The organism is Azospirillum sp. TSO5 (genome assembly GCF_003116065.1).
Taxonomy (GTDB): Bacteria; Pseudomonadota; Alphaproteobacteria; order Azospirillales; family Azospirillaceae; genus Azospirillum.
Map to the genome: position 1 here is coordinate 99,980 of NZ_LGQY01000019.1, position 18,166 is coordinate 118,145.

Sequence of the window (18,166 nt, forward strand, 5' to 3'; positions counted from 1 at the left end):
CTTTTTATGCCCCTGCTGTATGGCGTATTGGACCTGGCGGGTGGCGCTTCCTATCCCGTCGATGAGCGCGGAACCGATCGCCCGGTCCCTGGCAGCCGTTCCCAATCCACGCAGGTCCGCCGGTCTGGCCCTTGCCTGTTGGGGCTGACCGGTTCCCCAGATCGCTCCACGGCACAGGCGCGACGGCCCTCGGCCCATGGCGATGGCCGTTACCTGCTGGCTCTCGACGGCTGGCTGGCCGATTCGGACGGGCTGCGCGCCGACCTGGGGCCGGACGCGGAGACGATGCCGGAGTCCGGCCTGATCGCGGCGGCATTGGCGCGCTGGGGTGATGCGGCGCTGGATCGCATGCACGGGCAGTTCGCCATCGCTTGGTGGGACATGGCGGAGCGTCGCCTGCTGCTGGCCTGCGACCGGACGGGCGGGCGGACGCTGTTCTTTCATCGCACGCCGGGCAGGCGGCTGAGCTTCGCCGGGACCGTCGGTATGCTGCAAAGCGATCCCGCCGTCCCACGCGTGGTCGATCCGTTGGCGGTCGCCCGTGCCGGCCTTGGTATCTCCCATGCGGGCGGCCGCACCTGCTTCGTCGGCATCGACCAGCTTCCCGCCGGCCACAAGCTGGTGGCGACTCCGGACTCCATGGCGGTGGAACGCTATTGGCGTCTGGACCCACACCGCCGGGTCCGTTTCCGCCGCGACGAGGAGTATGTGGAGGCGGCGCGCGACCTGCTGGACCGGGTGGTCGCCGACCATCTGCGTGGCGCAGGGCCGGTGGTGGCGATGCTCTCGGGCGGGCTTGATTCGTCCGCCGTCGCCGCCACCGCGGCACGGCTCGCCGCTCCCGAGACGGTGCGGACGCTGACGATGCGACCGGACCCGCAAGCGAGGCGACCTGTCCCTGGGCAGTCCGCCTTCCAGGACGAATGGGATCTGGCGCGCGCCACCGCCGCCCTCCACCCCAACATCCGGGCGGAGGCGACGCCCGCCCGGCTCGATTCGGTCGAGGATCTCCTGCGCACTCACATGCCGCTGACCGGGCGTCCGCCGGTCCATCTGCTGGCCGGTGCGTGGTTTGAAGCGTTGTGGAACCGTGCCCGCGCCATGGGCGCCCATTCCATGCTCGGCGGGCGGGCCGGCAACGCCACCCTGACCGCCACCGCCATCGCGACGCGGGTGCGCCCCGCCACGCTCGCCGACCTGCCCGGCGCACTGGCCGACGGGCTGGCGCGGTTCCGGCGATCCCCCGGCCGCCGCGCGGCGGAGGGGGCGCTGCGCGGACTGGCACCGCCCTGGGCCGGCCCCTGGCTGCGCCGGATGACCGGCCGGCCCCCGGCGTGGCAGGCCATCACCGGGCTGAGCCCCGACGCCGCCGACGGCATCGACGCCGACGGCATATGGCATGACGCGGTGGCGGGCGACGCCGGGGTGCCCTTCCGCCTGCGCTGGCGCCTCGCCTGCATCGAACAGACGTGGCTCGGCAGCAGCCTCTACAGCCCGTTGCGCCTGCGTCGCGGGGTCGAATACCGCGACCCGCTGGGCGATGTGCGGATGGCGGAGTTCTGCCTGGCCCTGCCCCACGACCAGTTCACCCGTGGCCGGCAGGATCGTTTCCTCGCCCGCCGCGTGCTGGCCGACCGGCTGCCGGCCGAGGTGCTGACCGAGACGAGGAGGGGCCGGCAGTTGCCGGAGTGGCATGACTGGATGACCCGGCTCCGGCCCTGGATGGCGGGGGAGTTGGACCGGCTGGACCGCTCCTCCCTGGGACGGGAACTGGTCGACGTGCCGCGCCTGCGCGCGAGCCTGGACAACTGGCCCACCGACGCCGACGCGGCCGAGCCGCGCTATCACGAGATGATGGACGCGCTCGGCGGCGGCGTCGCGCTGGGCGTGTTCCTGCGCTGGGCCGAAGGCGGCAACGACTGACGGGCCAGACCCGCGCGTTGAGCCCGCGCGTTCAGTCCGCGCGTTCAGTCCGTCCGCGCCAGCGGCGTGAAGCCCGGCGCCTGGGCGCCGCCGGTCAGGATCAGGTCGCCCACCGTCAGCCAGGCGTGCGCCTCCAGCCGGTCCGCCGGCTTGGCGACGCCGAGATGCAGCGCGCAGGCGATGTGCCGGCGGCGCAGCATGAACCGGCCCGCCAATGCCCGCACCAGACAGGTGGAGGTCCAGGGCAGGCGCCGCGCCGCGCCCTCGATGGCGGCGGCCACCGCCCGCCCGCCCGCCAGCGTCCGCGCATCGGGCGGCGGCACGGCCGACGGCGGCGTCGCGGCGGCGGTGGCGTCGCGCAGCAGCCGGCGCGGCGGGACCAGCGCCAGCGCGGCCCGCGCGGCGGTCAGCGCCAGCGCCGCCTCCAGCACCATCGCGCGATGCCGGATCCGCGTGCCCGTCACCCTCATGCGGCCATCCTCATGCAGCCGCCCTCATGCAGTCGCCCTCATGCAGTCATCGTCACCATGCCGCGCGCCCGCATCTCCTCCAGCAGGGCGCGCAGGTCGCGTTCGATCACGGCGGGATCGCCCTCGTAGGCTTCGGCCAGGGCGGCGGCCAGGACGGGGACCGTCTGCGGCGTCGCCAGCCGGTTCCAGATGTCGGTGGCGATGGGGTCGAACCCGTAATATTCCCCCCGCTCGCGGTCGAGCAGCACCAGTTCCGCGTCGATGGTGGCGGCCAGCAGGCCCTCGTTGCGAACGATCGTTGCCTCGTCGCGCGTCATCGGGGGAAGTTCCTCTCTGGGTTGCCGGCTGTCGGATCGCCGGATCAAATACAAATCCCCTTGCGGCCGCAATTGGAATCGCGCCACCGGGATCGACGCCAATCTCTTTGTTTTCCGTGTGATTCACGCTTCAAGCGGTTCCGCTTGAAGCGATCACACTCTAGCCGCCGCGCCGGGCGCGGTAATAGGCCAGCAGACGCGGGCACAGCCGCTCCAGCTCGGCATCGACGGCCGGGTCGCGGGGCTTGTCGCGGTGCTTTTCCTCCACCTCGCGGCCACGGCTGTTGCCGAACACCGTCAGCATGGTGTCGCGGATGGCCGGTTCCTGGTCCCACAGGGTGCCCAGCAGATCGTTGTAGCTTCGGGAGAAGCGGTGATACTCCGGCTCGATCGGCCAGCCGAGCCGGGCCATCGCCTCGCCCACCGCCGGATCGCGCGCCACGAAATCCTCGTAATGGACCACCGCGTCGAACCGCTCCCGCTCGGCGAAGAGCTGGTCCAGGATCAGGAACTTCTCCTCCATCAGCCCGGAGTAATGACGGTAATCCTTGGTGCGCAGGCTCTGGTAATTGTCGCGGGGGTCGCGCAGCAGCAGCACGACCTTGTCCGGGCGGAACCGCTCGACATGGACGGCCAGGGGGTAGGCGGTCGTCACCACCACCTTGGCAACGAAGTCGACGGTGGTGGTGGCGCGGGGGGCGGCGAAATTGTTCGCGATGTCGACCAGCGCCACGCAACCCGGCCGCTCCGCCAAGGTGCGGGTGAAGGTGGTGGCACCGCTCGACTGCATGCCGTGGATCAGCAGACGCATGTTCCTGGGGTCTCCGTGGGGTCTCCGGCCGCTGGTGGCTGGTGGTGGTGGAGATCGGCCGAAGTTCCTGTTTGGCGATCCGATCCGGCCGATCATACACGTTACTGTCGCAGGCCGGCGTATGTTCCGCCAGCCCCTACCCCATCGCGGCGGCCAGCAGCCCGTCGCCCGCCATGGCGAACCCGGCCGACTGCGGGCGGACATAGCCGATCGGGTTGGGACGGGACTCGTTGCGGCCGTAGGTGATGAAGTGGATCAGCGCCTTCTGCTGGTCGCTGCCGAAGGCGGCGCTGAGGTCGGGGTTGGCCATCAGATAGGCGAGCGCGTTGAACCGGGTCGGACGCCCCTCCGTCTGGCCGGTGGACTGGTAATAGGCGGTGGCCGCCGCGGTGTCGGTGCCGAAGCGCGCAGCCAGATCCGGGTTGGCGGCCAGATAGCTCAGCGCATCGAAGCCACCGGCGTCGCGCCGCGGCGTGTTGCCGTAGAGCACGACATAGAGCTTCACCTGCTGCTCGCTGCCCGAGAAGACGCTGAGCAGGTCCGGGTTGGCCAGCAGATAGTCGTGGGTGTTGAAGCTGGTGGCGCGGTTTTCCAGACGGCCGAAGCGGATGTAATGCTCCTCCGCCCGTGTGGGATCGTTGCCGAAGCTTGCTGCCAGATCGCGGTTCGCCGCCAGATAGGAAAGCGCGTCGAAACTGCTGCCGCGCCCCTCCCGCTGGCCGTAGGACAGGTAATGCCGGGCCGCCTGGGCGGTGTCGGTGCCGAAGGCGGCGGCCAGATCGGGATTGGCGGCCAGATAGCCCAGGCTGTCGAAGGTGATGCTGCGCCCCTCAAACCGCCCCATGGTCAGGTAGTGGCGGGTCGCCGCCGCCGGATCCAGGCCGAAGGCGGCGGACAGATCCGGGTTCGACACCAGATAGCCGAAGGCGTCGAAGCGGGTGCCGCGCCCTTCCCGCTGCCCAAGGGTCAGGTAATGGCGGGTGGCGGCGACGGTGTCGGTGCCGAAGGCGGCGGCCAGATCGCGGTTCGCCGCCAGATAGGCCAGCGGATCGAAGCTGCCGGTCGAGCGCCCCTCCCGCCGGCCGAAGGTCAGATAATGCTGGGTCGCGGCCTTGCGGTCGTAGCCATAGGCGGCGACCACGTCCGGGTTGGCGGCCAGATAGGCCAGCGGGTCGAAGGACTCGGTTGCCCGCCCTTCCGCTCGGCCGATGCGCAGGTAATGCTCGCGGGCGGCCGTGGCGTCGCTGCCGAAGGCGGCGGCAAGATCGGGATTGGAGGCGAGATAGACCAGCGGATCGAAGCCGGCCATCGTCTCGGCCAGAGGGGTCACCCGCAAGGTCACGGTCTGGCCGCTGACCGCGCCCTGGCTGTCGGTGACGGTGTAGGCGAAGGAGCCCGGCGACGACGGGGTGCCGGATGGCGCCTGATAGGTGAGGCCGGCCAGATCGGCGGTGCCGAGCGTCATCCCGGCGGCGACGGGGGTGCCGTTGGCCAGCCGCAGCGTGCCGGCGGTGGGCAGCCGGGTCAGCGTCACCGTCATGCTGTCGCCTTCGTCCGGATCGCTCGGCCGGTCGATGCCGAGAGCGATGGCCGGTCCGCTTTCCAGCGCGGTCAGGGTCTTGTCACCCTGGACGGTCGGCGGCCGGTTGGCCGGGCGGGAGGAGATGTTGAAGCCGACCCAGCGGCTCCAGGCCACGCCGTTGTAGGCGCGCACCGACAGCTCGTCGAGACTTGTCAGGGAGGAGGCGGAGAAGGTGACGCCGGCGAAGGCGGCGGCACTCAGCGAGACCACGGCGCCGGTGGCTTGAACCACCCCGCCGACCATGATGGAGCCGGCGCCGCTGGTGTTGTCGACCAGCTCATATTGGGTGACGAGGCCGCCGGCCGGATCGGCCGCCGTCACCAGGCTGGCGATGGTGATCGAGGAGCCGATGGAAACCCGACCGGCCTTGGCGGTGACCGCCGGAGGCGTCAGGCTGATCCGGGTATCGGCGAACAGGGCGAATTCGACGTCGGTCAGCGTGTCGGTGCCCTCGCCGCCGCCGGAGATGGTGGCGCCGTCGGCGGTGACGGTGACGGTGTAGGAGGAGCGGCTGCCGTTGAAGACCGCGGTGTCGATGCCGCCGTTGCCCTGCAGCGTGTCGTCACCGGCGCCGCCGGTCAGCGTGTCGTCACCGGCGCCGCCGATCAGCAGGTTGTTGGCGGTGTTGCCGATCAGGATGTCGCTGCCGGCGCCGCCGATGGCGGTCTCGATGGTGACGCCGGCGGCGATCGCCACATTGCCCACCGCCAGCCCGCCCGATCCGTTGGGACCGATGGAGCTGAAGGCGCCGGGAGTGAGGTCGATGGTGACGGCGGACGCCTGCCCGCCGGCGTCGATGCTGTCGGTGCCGCCGGCATCCCAGATCGCCTGGGAAAAGGGCGTGGTGTTGCTGCCGAAGACATAGCGGTCGTCGCCGATGCGGGTGCCGGTGTTGGCGCCGTACAGGTACTGGGCCGCCGCGATGTCGTACAGCGCCGGCCCCGTCGCCAGCCCGTTCAGGCCCAGGCTGGGGTGCTGGTTGTAGGACATGAGCGTGTAGCGGTAATTGTCCTCGGTCGAGGACAGGTAGGGCGGCTCGCCCCCGCCGCCGGTGGCGTTGTAGTTGCCGGGATGCTTCAGCCCGATGGCGTGCCCGATCTCGTGCAGGATGGTCAGGTAGCCGTAGGTTCCCGGCGTCGGGCTGACGTTGGTCGAGGCGGTGTTGGCGAGGTAGATGTCGCCGCCGCCGTCATAGAGCGACCCGGTCGGGTAATAGGCGTAGGCGGCGCTGGAGCTTTGCCGGTTGGTGCCGATGCGGATCGACCCGCCCTGCCCGCTGTTGGCGCTGTCGGAGGTCTCGACGAAGTAGATGTTGGCGACCGAACTCCAGGCGGCGAAGGCCTGCCGCACCGCGTCGCGCTGCGTTGCGGACAGCGGCGCGAATCCGGTGGTGTCCGAGGTGGAGGCGTAGGACGGCGCCTGCTCCATGAAGCTGTAGGTGACCGTCGCCCCGCTGCCGACCCCGCCGCTGCCCCAGCGCGGCGTCCCCGTCGCCAGCAGGGCCTGGACGGTGGACGAAGCGGCGCCCTGCGGCAGCGCGCCTTGCGGGTCCGGACTTGCGGCGATGGGGGCGGCACTCCAGGCGGCGGCACTGCACAGCAGGCAGGAACAGGCGGGCACGGCACCGGCCGAAGCGTCTGACAGGTCTGGGAGAATGGTGGTCATGGCCGCAAGGGAATCCGCGCCGCGGGCTGCGGCTCCGCCACTCTACAACCTTTCATCCCCCAACCGAAAGGGGAGGGGAACCCGGACCTTTTTTCTCCACCGGCCAATGAACCGCGGGCAACGGACTGCGGTTCCTCCCGCTCACCCCTTCTGCGCGATCAGTTCCTCGAACACCGCCTCGATGCGGTCGACGGAGCGGCCGACGGTGAAGTCGCGGGCGCGGTCGCGGCCGGACAGGGCCATGCGCAGCCAGGCGGCGCGGTCCCTGACCAGGCTGCGCAGGCGATCGGCGAGCGCCTCGTGGTCCTCAGCCTTGAACAGCAGGCCGTCGATGCCGTCGCGCAGCACCTCGCCGCTGCCGCCGGTGCCGCTGCCGATCACGGTCAGGCCGGCGGCCATCGCCTCCACCTGCGAGATGCCGAAGGGCTCCTGGAAGACGCTGGGGAAGACCAGCACGTTGCAGCGGGCGAACAGGTCGGACAGGCCCCGGCGGTCGAGGAAGCCGGTGAAGCGCACCTTGCCGGCCATGCCGTTGCGCTCCACGAAGTCGCGGCAGCGGGCCGAAAGGTCGGCGTCCGGCGCCTCCCCGGCGAAGGTGCAGTCGAAGTCGATGCCCTCGCGATGGAGAATCCCCAGCGCGTTGACCAGCGTCTGCGGCCCCTTGTAGTTGACGAACAGGCTGGCGAAGGCGATGCGCAGCCGGTCGGTCGAGGGCATCACCGCGCGGTGGAAGTAATCGACGCGGGCGCCGGGATGGATCACCGTGGCGGGCAGGCCATAGCCCCCGGCCGCCAGCCGCTCCGCCACCCAGCCGCTGGCAGGCCCGGCGCGGTAGAGCGGAGAGCGGGGTGCCGCCTCCGGCGCGTAGCCGGGATGCTGGTTGCCCAGGCAATGCAGCACCGGCACGCCCATCTGCCGGGTCAGCGGGTCGAGGAACTCGGTCGCCAACATATCGAGGTTGCCGACCAGACAGGCGTCGGCACGGAAGTCGCGGGCGGTCTCCAGCACGCGGCGGATGTTGGCGCGGATCAGGGCGGCACAATGGGCCGGGTCGTCGTGGGTGAAGGCGCGCCCGCCCTTCCAAGTGCCGTAGAGGGTCAGCGAACGGTCGACATGCGCCTCGATGTCCTCGGTCCCGGCGATGCCCGGCCGGGTCAGGTCGGGCACATCGGCGGTCAGCACCTTCACCGCATGGCCACGGCGGATCAGCTCGGCCGAGAATTCCCACAGCTTGCGGCCGTAGCCGCCGAACTCCTGCGGCGGGAACAGGTTGGTGACCACCAGGATGCGGCGGGGCCGCCCGGTCGAGGGAACCGCCGCCTGCCGGAACAGCGCATGGTAGCGCTCCAGCCCCGGATGGCCGCCGGCCGAAGCGGCAAGCGCGGCCTCGTCGAGGTCCGGGGCCGGATCGGCCGGGCCGGCAAGCCGGGCGGCACGGCGGGCCTCGCCGAGATAGATGGCGGCCTCCACCGGACGCCCACCCGCCGCGCACAGGCGGGCCAGCCCGGCGAGCGCATCCGGCTGCTGGCGGTCCAGCCCGACGGCGCGCAGCAGGAACCGCTCCGTCAGGGAATTCTCGCCGAAGCGGGCGGCCAGCCGGGCGACGCCGATGAACTGTTCGGCGGTCCGCAGCATCGGCTCCAGCCCCGCGAGGCGGGCGCGCCGCAGATCCGGCGCCAGGACCGGGTCGGACAGCGAGCGGCCGGCATAGCGCAGAGCGTCGGCGCACTGGAACAGGATGCCGCCGGGTTCGGTCGGCACGAAACCCCAGCCGGCCAGATGGGCGGCAGCCGCGGCATGGTCGCGCGACGACAGGGTGGGACAGAGGACGGAGGCGCCGGGCAGCCGGGCCATCCGGCGGTCGGTCTCCGCCCGGTCGGGCCAGGGCAGCAGCGTCACCGCGTCGTCCCGCACCCGGTCGGCGGACGGCGGCAGCGGCAGGGCAACCGGTTCGGAACCCGCGTCCGGATCCGCGAAGACCACACGGGGCAGGTCGCGGGCCATGGTCCGCAGGTCGGCGGCAAAGCCGCCTCCAGTTCCGTCCTGCCCGTCTGCGTGGATGGTCAGCCGCGACGCCGTCAGCTGGAGCTTCTGCAGCGCCTCATAGGCGGCGAGGCGGCGGCGGAAGCCGATGCTCCGGGCCGGCAGCGGCGCCAGCCCGCGCCGCTCCCCGCGGACCTCCAGCGCCGGATCGACACGGTCGTCGAACACGGCGGCGAAGAACTGGGCGCGCTTGACCTGCGGGCTGTGGAATTCCAGCAGATGCGCTTGGCCTGCCCGGCGGATCGCCATCGCCTCGTCCGGGTGGTCGAGATAATGGCGCGCCAGCTCCACCAGCTCGTCGGGCGAGCGGTAGGTCGCGAGATGGCGGCCGGGGGTGAAGCAGCGCTCCAGCCCGGCGTCCCGCGACAGCGCGTCGGTGATGAGGAAGCCGCCGGCGCCCAGCGCCTCGAAGACGCGCAGGTTGAGGTCGCCGTTCAGCGAGACGTTCAGCGTAACCTGCGAGGCGGCATAGACGTCGGCCGCCCTCTCCGGGTCTGCCCGCATGCCCAGCAGCGGCAACCCGGCCGCGCTCAACCGCTCCAGCACATGGCGGCGCCAGGGGTGAAAAGCGCCGATCTGCCCGACGAAGGTAAGCGGGCGGTCGGGGGCCGGGGGAATGTCGCGCCGGCGCAACGCGTAATCCACCGCCGGGATCCAATAGACCCGCTCGAACCCTGCCTCCAGGAAGAGATGGGCGTGCTGGCGGGTGTGGTCGAGCATCACCGCGTCGAAGTCCTCCATCGCGCCATAGGCCAGCAGGGTGCGCAAGGGGCCAGCGAAGTGATGGGTGTCGCCGACCAGCAGCACCTTGGTGCCCGGCAGCCGGTCCAGCCCGCGGGGAAGGTTGCGCCGGGTGGCGTCGGCCTTCACCACGATCAGGTCCGGACGCTGGTGCGCCGGCAGCCGGGCGACGACGGCCGTCAGATCATATTCGCCGGGCGGGGTGTTCAGCGAGGCGAAGCCGTCGCCCGTCTCCACCGTCGGACAATCGGGCCCGCAGAACACCTCCCGTTCCGAGAACAGCGGCCGGCGGTAATAGTCGGGCGGGGCCAGGCAGCAGAAGAGCGTGACCGGGTCCGGCAGGCGGAGGCTCGGGTCGGAGGTGGCGGCGGCAGGGGCGGAGGCGGTCACAGCGCGTCCAACTCCCGCAGCAGGGCGATCAGCCGGCGGGTCGCGGCCTGCCAGCTGAAATGCTCCAGCAGATGAGCCTGCGCCGACCGGCGGGTGCCGGCGGGGTCGTCGATGACCGCGCGCAGCAGCCGGGAAGCCTCGCCCTCGTCGGGACTCCACCAGTCCTGACCGGCATAGGCGCCGATGCCGGGAGTGACGGCGCTGGGGATCATGTGCGCCACCCGCCCGTCCAGATAGGCATGGTAGGCGCTGTGGTCGGGCGCCAGCAGGGTCAGCCCCATCGCCCCGGCCTGGGCCATCGGCAGGTCCCAGCCCTCGCCGTGCGACATGCTCCAGTAATGGGTCGAGGCGGCGTGGAGCGACATCATCTCCGCGTCCGACAGCTTGCCTTCGACCAGGAAGACCGGCGCCGCCTGCTCCAATGCCCGGCCGGTCTGCGCCGACACCCGGGCCAGCAGGTCACGCATGCCGCCGGACACCCCGCCGGCCTTGCCGACCTTCAGCAGCAGGGCCGCCCGGTCCTCCGTCCGCGTCGTGCGCAGCCAGACCCGCAGCAGCCCGTCCAGGTTCTTGCGGTCGTTGAAGTCGGAGACGTTCAGGACGCGCACCGGGTAATCGGCCAGCCGGCGGCCCAGGCTGTCGACGATGAAGGCGGGGGAGACGCCCGCGGCGTCCACCGTCTCCACCCCGGCGGGGCAGATGTGGACGCGCTCCTCCGGGTGGCCGGCGCGCAGCCAGGCCGTGCGGGAGGAGTCGGTGGCGACGACCACATGGTCGTGGCGCCGGCTGAGGCCCGCCCACAGATCCGGGATGTCGACCGCCTCGAACATGCTGAAATTGACGGTTTTCAGCCCCGGGATGCTCTCCACCGCCGGCGGGGTGGTGACGGTCAGCACCGCCTTGGCCCGCACCGGCCGGTCGAGCGAAAGCAGAAGCGGATCGATCTGGTCGTCCGGCAGGTTGTCGGCGTCGCCATAGTTCAGGTCGACCAGCCGGACGCGGACCCCGGCCGCCACCAGTTCCTGGACGAAGCGGCGGACGGCATAGGCATAGCCGCTGCTGTCGCGGAACACCCCGCGCACCACCAGCCCCGGCGGCAGGGAGGAGTCCGCGGCGTCGTCGCGGATCGCGCGGGCGGTGGCACAGCGTTCCAGGGCGCAGCGCAGCCGGGGAACGGGCACGCCGCCGCCGGTTTCCAGTGCGGCGGAGCGGCGCAGCAGCCGTTCGGCCTCGTCGATCCGCCCGCAGGAGAGCGCCTCCATCCCCAGACGCGACAGCGTCATGGCGCAGGCCGGATCCACCTCCAGCTTGCGGCGGAAATGGGCCATGGCCGCCTCCAGCCGGCCCATCTGCATCAGGGTGCCGGCCTGGTTGAACAGCGCGCCGGAATGGGCCGGGACCAGCCGCAGGGCACGGGCCACCAGCGCCACCCCGCGCGAAGGGGCGGGGCGGCGGCTCAGCAGTCCAAGCAGATGGAGAGCATCAGCCTGGGCCGGGTCGACCGCCAGGATGCTGCGGTAGAGCGTCACCGCCCGGTCGGTCTCGCCGGCCTGGTGCAGGCCGACGGCCCGGGTCAGGGTGTCGTGGATCGAGATCATGGCGCGGGTGCTGTTCCGGAACCGGAGAATGGACGGACGGGCGGCGGATCGGGCATCCGGATCGGAGGAGCCGGAAGGCGGAGGAAGATCGGTGAAATCGCCGGGGCTTGCAACAAGGCAGCTTGACCCTCCGGCTGATGCGGGTGCAAGTCAGGGCAACCGCACCCCTCCTTTCCGGGTACCCTTTTATGGCTGGCTCCGCCGAAATCGCCGCCCCCATCCAGATCGAAGCCCTGCCTGGACAGCGGATGGCGGTACCCGATGCCGTCCAGCAGGCGCTCACCTATTGCAATTCGGGTTGGCTCGACATCAGCACCATGATCTGCGAGCGCATCCTGGCCGCCGATCCCGGCAATGCCCACGCCCTGCTGATCCAGGGCATAGCGGCCTGCAAGAACCGCGAGCCGGCGAGAGCCGTGCCGATCCTGGCGGAGGCGCTGCGCCGCGATCCGGGTTCGGTCGACACGCTCTATCATCTGGGGCAGGCATTGTTGCTGTGCGGGCATGTCGACCGGGCGGAAGTGGCCTTCGACTGCGCCATCCAGGCGCGCTCCGACTATGCCGAGGCGATGGCCGCTCTGGCCGAAGTGCGCCGGGCCAGGGGCGACGCCGACGGCGCCTATGAACTGCTGCAGCGCTCGGTCGCATTGAAGGGCAACTATTCACCCTCCTACATCGCCTATTCGCTGATGCGCTTCGACCGCTCGCTGCCGCCGGCGGAGGCGGGAGGATGGAACCGGCGGCGCGAGGCCCGGCGCGACCGCCCCTGCCTGACCATGGCCTCGCTCGGCTCCTATGGACGCTTCGCCCAGACGGTGAACGAGTATGTCGCCGTCCGCCTCTATGCCGAGAAATACGGGATGGAGTTCTTGACCCCCGACTGGGTCGGGCATGCCTTCTTCTCGCTCGACGATCCGCGACTGGACCCGTCGGTGCTGCCGGAATTCCAGGGCTGGCTGCAGCAGCGCAAGGATTTCGCCCGCGGCTTCGATGGGCGGGTGGCCGATCACTTCCGCGACCGCGACCTGTTCCTGGGCGGCTCTCCGGTCAACCCGATGCTGAAGGAGCGGCGGACCGACATCCTGTCCTGGCTGACCCCGCGCCCCTGCTGGAACCGTTTCCTGGAACCGCCGGTGGAGGCTCTGCGCCGCCGCGGCCGCACGCTGGTCGCCGTGCACATCCGCCAGACCGACTGGTGGAACCAGGATTACACGCCGCTGTCGCTCTATCTGGACTGGCTGGACGGGCTGTGGCCGACGCTGGAGGACCCGGTGCTGTTCGTCGCCACCGACGAGCCGAGCGTGGTTCCCGAATTCGCCCGCTTCAACCCGACCACCCCGGCCGACTTCCCGGTCCGCTGGGAGGGGCTGGAGTATCTGCAGGATTTCCACGTGATGACGCGGGCCGACATCCTGGCGATCAGCACGGGGGCCTTCGCCGCCACCGCCGCCGCGTTGAACCCCTCCCCCCGCCTGCTGCTCCACCCCGCGGAGGGCAACCGCGGGCTGGTGCCGTTCGAGGTGTGGCGGTAGGGAGATAAAGCGTCGCTTCTCAGTCCGCCGTTTCCGGCGGCTTGGCGGTCTCGTTGCCCGTCCCTCGCATCGGGTTGCGCATCGGGTTCTTGGGATCGAACAGGCCAAGGCGCTGAAGCGTCTGGGCGAAGCCTTCGGTCAGCATGGTGATACGGTCGCTGATCTCGGCGATCTCGCGGGCGGAGATGACCGGGGCATCGGCGAGGATGCGGCCGTGGGCGCGGTAGTTCAGGCGGATGGCGACGTCGTCGGTCTCGCCCTGGATCCAGGAACCATGCAGGATCTTGTTGCGCTCCCGCCCCAATTCCAGGGCCTCGTCGCAGCGGGCGATCAGGGCCTTCGCCTCATCCGGGGGAAGGCGCAGGCCGGCGATGGCCTTCAGCGCGTCGAAGCGGGCCTTGACCTGCATGTTGGAGGCGATGGGCAGGAAGTCGGTGTGGTCGGTGCCGAGCAGCCGGGAGATGCACAGCGACACCATGTCCTCGAGCTGAGCCCAGGACACGGCGATCATGCCGATCGCACAGTACATCTTCACGCTGAGGGGGCCCAGCCGGACCGTCCGCGTCGTCATTGACCACCCTTGGCATCCTCTCGCCCCACCGCTGGAGCGTGGGACCGAAAATAAGCTTTGCGAGCGGTGTAGGAAAGCCGTCATTGCGCGGCTGGCAGTTGACAGCCCCCTATATTCCATAGGATGCACTGGCCGCTGCACACGCAGGGCACGGACCATCTCCGCACCCGCTCCGTCACTGCACCCCCATATACTGCCGACGCGCACCACCGGTCACGCAAAGGTATCTCGCCCATGGACGACTCCCAGGTCACCTCCGCCCCCTCGCTGCACGGCTGCCTCACCGCCGCCATCGACGTCCTGCAGCGCACCATGGACATCCTGGATCCAGCCCGGGTCGAGGCGGCGGTCGCGGCGGTCACCACGGCGCTGGGCAGCAACAAGGCCCTGTTGGTCTGCGGCAACGGCGGTTCGGCGTCCGATGCCCAGCACATCACCGGCGAACTGGTCGGCCGCTTCCTGAAGGAGCGGCGCGGGCTGAAGGCGATCTGCCTCAGCTCCAACGCGGCTGTCCTGACCGCCTGGAGCAACGATTACTCCTATGACAGCGTCTTTGCCCGCCAGACCGAGGCCTATGGCGAGCCGGGCGGCGTCCTGCTGGGCATCTCCACCAGCGGCAATTCGCGCAACGTCATCGCCGCCTTCGAGGTGGCCAAACGGCTGGGCATGACCACCATCGCCATGACCGGCGAGGGTGGCGGCAAGCTGGCCGGCATGAGCGACATCCTGCTCGACGTGCCGTCGCGCTCCACCCCGCTGATCCAGCAGGTCCACATCTGCCTCTATCATTACCTGTGCGAGCAGGTCGAAGCCCGGCTGGCCTGAACACGTCCATGGACTCGTCCACTCTGGATGCGCTGAAGCGCCGCGCGCTGGAGTCCTTCGGCGCCGGGCGGCTGGAGGAGGCTGCGGCTCTCTACCGCGACCTGCTGGCACAGGACGGCACGGCCGCCGACCTGTGGAACAACCTGGGCGTCATCCTGTCCGAACTGAAGCGTCCGGCCGAGGCGGCGGCGGCGCTGCGTGCCGCCCTGGTGCTGCGGCCGGACTACGACAAGCCCTGGGTCGGGCTGGGCAGCGCCGCCTTCGGCGACCGGCTGGACGAGGCGGTGCGCTGCTGGACGCGGGCGATCCAGTTGGAGCCACGGCAGGGCGCCGGGCTGTGGTTCAACCTGGGCGTGACCCGGCAGATGCGGGGCGAGGCCGCCGAGGCCGCCGCCGTCTTCGACCGGGCCGAGGCGCTGAAGCCCGACGACCCGCGTGTCGCCAGCCAGCGGCTGCTGTGCCTCAACTATCTCGACCTGTCCGGCGAGCGCCTGCTGGCCGAGCACCGGCGCTTCGACGAGCGGTTCGGTGACGGGATCGGCCGAGCCCACCTGCCCGCCGTCCCGCACGCCAACCCGCCCGATCCGGAAAAGCGGCTGCGCATCGGCTATCTGTCGGTCGAGTTCCGCGAGCATCTGGGCGCCTATTTCCTGACGCCCCTGTTCGAGGCGGCCGACCGCGGCCGCTTCGAGATCGTCTGCTATTCGATCCTGCCGGACAGCCACGCCGACGCCTACACCGCCCGTTTCAAGGCGCAGGCCGACGGCTGGCGCAATGTCGGCCATCTGGACGATGAGGCGTTGGCGGCACAGATCCGCGCCGACGGCATCGACATCCTGGTCGATCTCGCCGGCCATTCCGGGCTGAACCGGCTGCCGATGCTGGCCCGCCGCCCGGCGCCTGTGCAGGTGACGTGGCTGGGTTATCCCAATGGCACCGGCATGGCGTCGGTCGGCTATCGCATCGTCGATGCGATCAGCGACCCGATCGGCCCCACCGACGCCCATGCGGTGGAAACGCTGGTCCGGCTGCCCGCCCCCTTCCTGTGTTTCCGGCCGCCGGCCGCCGCCCCGCCGGTGGTGCCGCTGCCGGCGGGTGCCACCGGGGCCGTCACCTTCGGGTCCTTCAACAAGCTGTCGAAGATCACCGACGGCACCGTGGCGCTGTGGGCCGAGGTGCTGCGGCGGGTGCCGGACTCCCGTCTGCTGCTGAAGGACCGGCCGCTGTCCGACCCCGGCACCGCCGCCATGGTGCGGGCGCGCTTCGCCGCCGCCGGCATCGACCCGGCGCGGCTCGACCTCGTCGGCTTCATCAAGGACGCCGCCGGGCATTTGGCCGCCTACAACCGCATCGACATCGCGCTGGACCCGCATCCTTACAACGGCACCATCACCACCTGCGACACGCTGTGGATGGGGGCGCCGCTGGTGACGCTGGCGGGCGGGCGGCACGCCGCCCGCGTCGGCGCCAGCCTGATGACCGCCATCGGCCTGCCGGAACTGGTCGCCGCCACCCCCGACCGCTACGCCGCCATCGCGGCGGAACTGGCCGGCGACCTGACCCGGCTGATGCGGCTGCGCATGGGCATGCGCGAGCGGGTGCGGGCGTCGGTGCTCTGCGACGAGAGGCGCTTCATGCGCAACCTGGAAACCGCCTACCGGCTGATGTGGCGGCGCTGGTGCGGAGAGGCCGGTACGGCTTGATCTGCGCCGGGTGTGGAGCGGGCATGGCTCTTTCACGGTGGCGCCGATATAATCAGGGGCTTTCCGGCGGCCGCCCCGGCCAACTGGTGACCGCCTTTCGACAAAGGCCGACGATGTCGTTGCGAACCGATGCCTGACCCTATCCGTACCCGGGACGACCGCGAGCCGCCGGCAGATCCGTCCCCGGGGGGTCTGCCGGGCGTGCATCTGCCGATTTCACATCTCATCGACGGTCTGGCCGAACGGGCGGAAACGGTCGCCACGCTGCGGAGCCGAATCGACGCGCTGATGCGGGAGAAGGAGCGGGCGGATCACGCCGCCGCGCTCAAGGATGCGGCCATCGCCACGCTGACCCGCGACCTGACCCTGCTGCGGATCGTCGAGCAGCGGCTGCACCAACGGCTCGCCAGCCAGGAGACCCGGTTCCGGAGCCTCTACGACGCGCTCGCCAGGGATGAAAATGCCGCCGGTCCCGGACAATCGCCCCAGCAGTCCACCACCCTGCCCCCTACCCTGTCCGCAGACCTGTCGGCAATTGCGGCCTCTGCGCTGTTCGACGCCGCCTATTATGCCGCCCGCTGCCCTGAAGTGGCGGAGCGCGCCATCCCGCCCCTGCTCCATTACCTGACGGAGGGGGCTGCCGCGGGGATCGACCCGCACCCGCTGTTCGACACCCTCCATTACCGTGCCCGGCAACGCGCTTCGCCAAGCCCCGATCTTCGGGCGGCGGGGGACAATCCCCTCCTCCATTATCTGCGCATCGGCGCCGCCGCCGGTCTCGATCCCCACCCGCTGTTCGATACCGCCCATTACACCGCGGTGGCGGCCGTCGGCGGATCGGTGGGCGAAGCGGCGGCCATCGGAGCCGATCCGCTCAGCCATTTCCTGCGCCACGGCGCGTCGCGGGGATACAGCCCGCACCCGCTGTTCGACATTGCCTTCTATCAGGGCGCGCATCCCGATGTGGCGGCGTCCGGCCTGAACCCCCTGATCCATTACATATGGTACGGCGTCGCGCAGGGATACGATCCCCACCCGCTGTTCGACACCGTGTTCTACGTCATCAGCCATCCTGACAGCGTCCGGGCGGGGGATACCCCGCTGGCCCATTACCTGCGGCACGCCACGGTGCCCGGCCACGATCCCAACCCGCTGTTCGACACCGCCTTCTATCTGGAACGCCACCCGGAGGCGGCAGCGGCCGACATCAATCCGCTGGTCCATTACCTGCGGCATGCGACGATCCCCGGCCACGATCCCAACCCGCTGTTCGACACCGCCTTCTATCTGGAGCGCCACCCGGAGGTGGCGGCGGCGGGCATCAACCCGCTGGCCCATTACCTGCGGCACGGCGCGGCGGCGGGCTGCGACCCAAATCCGCTGTTCAGCATCGCCTTCTACACCGGTCGCTACCCCGACGCCGTCGCGACGGGTCTGGACCCGCTGGGCCATTACCTGCATTGCGGCGCGGCGTCCGGCCACGACCCCCACCCGCTGTTCAGCACGGCCTTCTATCTGGAGCATCAGCCCGACGCGATGCCGCCGAAGGCCAATCCGCTGGCCCATTACCTGCGGCATGCGACGATCCCCGGCCACGACCCCAGCCCGCTGTTCGACACCGCCTTCTATCTGGAGCGCCACCCGGAGGCTGCGCGCGGCAGCCCGCTGCTGCATTACCTGCGGCATGCGGCGATTCCCGGCCATGATCCCAATCCGCTGTTCGACACCGCCTTCTATCTGCAACGCTATCCGGATGTGGCGGCGGCGGGCATCAATCCGCTGGTCCACTACCTCCAGCACGGCGCGGCAGAGGGACGCCTTCCGGGGCCGCGGTTCGACGCCGGCTTCTATCTCGACCGCCACCGCGACGTGGGGGCGGCGGGCATCAACCCGCTGGTCCATTATCTGTGGCGGGGCCGGCGGGAACATCGCGCACCGGCTCCCGCCGTCTGGCCCCGCAAGGCCGACCCCGCCCCTCTTCCCTCCGTCACCTCC

At 70.6% G+C, this 18,166-nt stretch carries 11 protein-coding genes and 1 pseudogene; 5 read left to right on the top strand and 7 right to left on the bottom strand.

Translation table 11 applies throughout. From position 1 onward, the window contains the following. Positions 1–138 precede the first annotated feature (138 nt). Positions 139–1,923 (top strand): asparagine synthetase B family protein, encoded by a 1,785-nt coding sequence (locus TSO5_RS05550; protein ID WP_158282371.1) that lies wholly within the window; start codon positions 139–141, stop codon positions 1,921–1,923. A 44-nt stretch (positions 1,924–1,967) separates the two neighbouring features. On the opposite strand, the gene TSO5_RS05555 is transcribed toward TSO5_RS05550, so the two are convergent. The 6 genes from TSO5_RS05555 to TSO5_RS05580 all read right to left on the bottom strand — a co-directional run bounded on the left by TSO5_RS05555 (position 1,968) and on the right by TSO5_RS05580 (position 11,540). After that, positions 1,968–2,393 (bottom strand): lasso peptide biosynthesis B2 protein, encoded by a 426-nt coding sequence (locus tag TSO5_RS05555; protein ID WP_109150646.1) that lies wholly within the window; start codon positions 2,391–2,393, stop codon positions 1,968–1,970. Between the two features lie 38 nt (positions 2,394–2,431). Continuing rightward, positions 2,432–2,710, bottom strand: a complete 279-nt coding sequence (locus TSO5_RS05560) for a PqqD family protein (RefSeq protein ID WP_109150647.1) — start codon at positions 2,708–2,710, stop codon at positions 2,432–2,434. A 160-nt stretch (positions 2,711–2,870) separates the two neighbouring features. Next, entirely contained in the window at positions 2,871–3,521 is a 651-nt protein-coding gene (locus tag TSO5_RS05565) for a hypothetical protein (RefSeq protein ID WP_109150648.1), read from the bottom strand. A 136-nt stretch (positions 3,522–3,657) separates the two neighbouring features. Continuing rightward, complete coding sequence (locus TSO5_RS05570) at positions 3,658–6,768, bottom strand: M10 family metallopeptidase C-terminal domain-containing protein (RefSeq protein ID WP_109150649.1); 3,111 nt, start codon at positions 6,766–6,768, stop codon at positions 3,658–3,660. A gap of 141 nt (positions 6,769–6,909) precedes the next feature. Beyond that, the gene (locus tag TSO5_RS05575; RefSeq protein ID WP_247870602.1) at positions 6,910–9,942 is read right to left on the bottom strand and encodes a glycosyltransferase; all 3,033 of its coding nucleotides are present in this window, start codon (positions 9,940–9,942) and stop codon (positions 6,910–6,912) included. After that, on the bottom strand, positions 9,939–11,540 hold the full coding sequence (locus TSO5_RS05580) for a glycosyltransferase (RefSeq protein ID WP_109150650.1): 1,602 nt from the start codon (positions 11,538–11,540) through the stop codon (positions 9,939–9,941). Before TSO5_RS05580 ends, TSO5_RS05575 begins: the two co-directional genes overlap by 4 nt. A gap of 188 nt (positions 11,541–11,728) precedes the next feature. Between TSO5_RS05580 and TSO5_RS05585 the strand changes: the two genes are divergently transcribed. Continuing rightward, positions 11,729–13,072 carry a tetratricopeptide repeat protein gene (locus TSO5_RS05585; protein ID WP_109150651.1) on the top strand — a complete coding sequence of 448 codons (1,344 nt, stop codon included), beginning with the start codon at positions 11,729–11,731 and terminating at the stop codon, positions 13,070–13,072. Between the two features lie 19 nt (positions 13,073–13,091). Here TSO5_RS05585 and TSO5_RS05590 read toward each other — a convergent pair whose 3' ends face one another. Next, entirely contained in the window at positions 13,092–13,643 is a 552-nt protein-coding gene (locus TSO5_RS05590; protein ID WP_247870603.1) for a hypothetical protein, read from the bottom strand. Positions 13,644–13,877: 234 nt separating this feature from the next. Here TSO5_RS05590 and TSO5_RS05595 point away from each other — a divergent pair, with 234 nt between their 5' ends. The 3 genes and pseudogenes from TSO5_RS05595 to TSO5_RS05605 all read left to right on the top strand — a co-directional run. After that, positions 13,878–14,468 carry an SIS domain-containing protein gene (locus TSO5_RS05595; RefSeq protein WP_109150652.1) on the top strand — a complete coding sequence of 197 codons (591 nt, stop codon included), beginning with the start codon at positions 13,878–13,880 and terminating at the stop codon, positions 14,466–14,468. Positions 14,469–14,476: 8 nt separating this feature from the next. Beyond that, positions 14,477–16,171, top strand: a complete 1,695-nt coding sequence (locus TSO5_RS05600) for a glycosyltransferase family 41 protein (RefSeq protein ID WP_109150653.1) — start codon at positions 14,477–14,479, stop codon at positions 16,169–16,171. A 201-nt stretch (positions 16,172–16,372) separates the two neighbouring features. Beyond that, positions 16,373–18,166 (top strand): annotated as a pseudogene (locus TSO5_RS05605) (hypothetical protein); the annotation flags it as partial.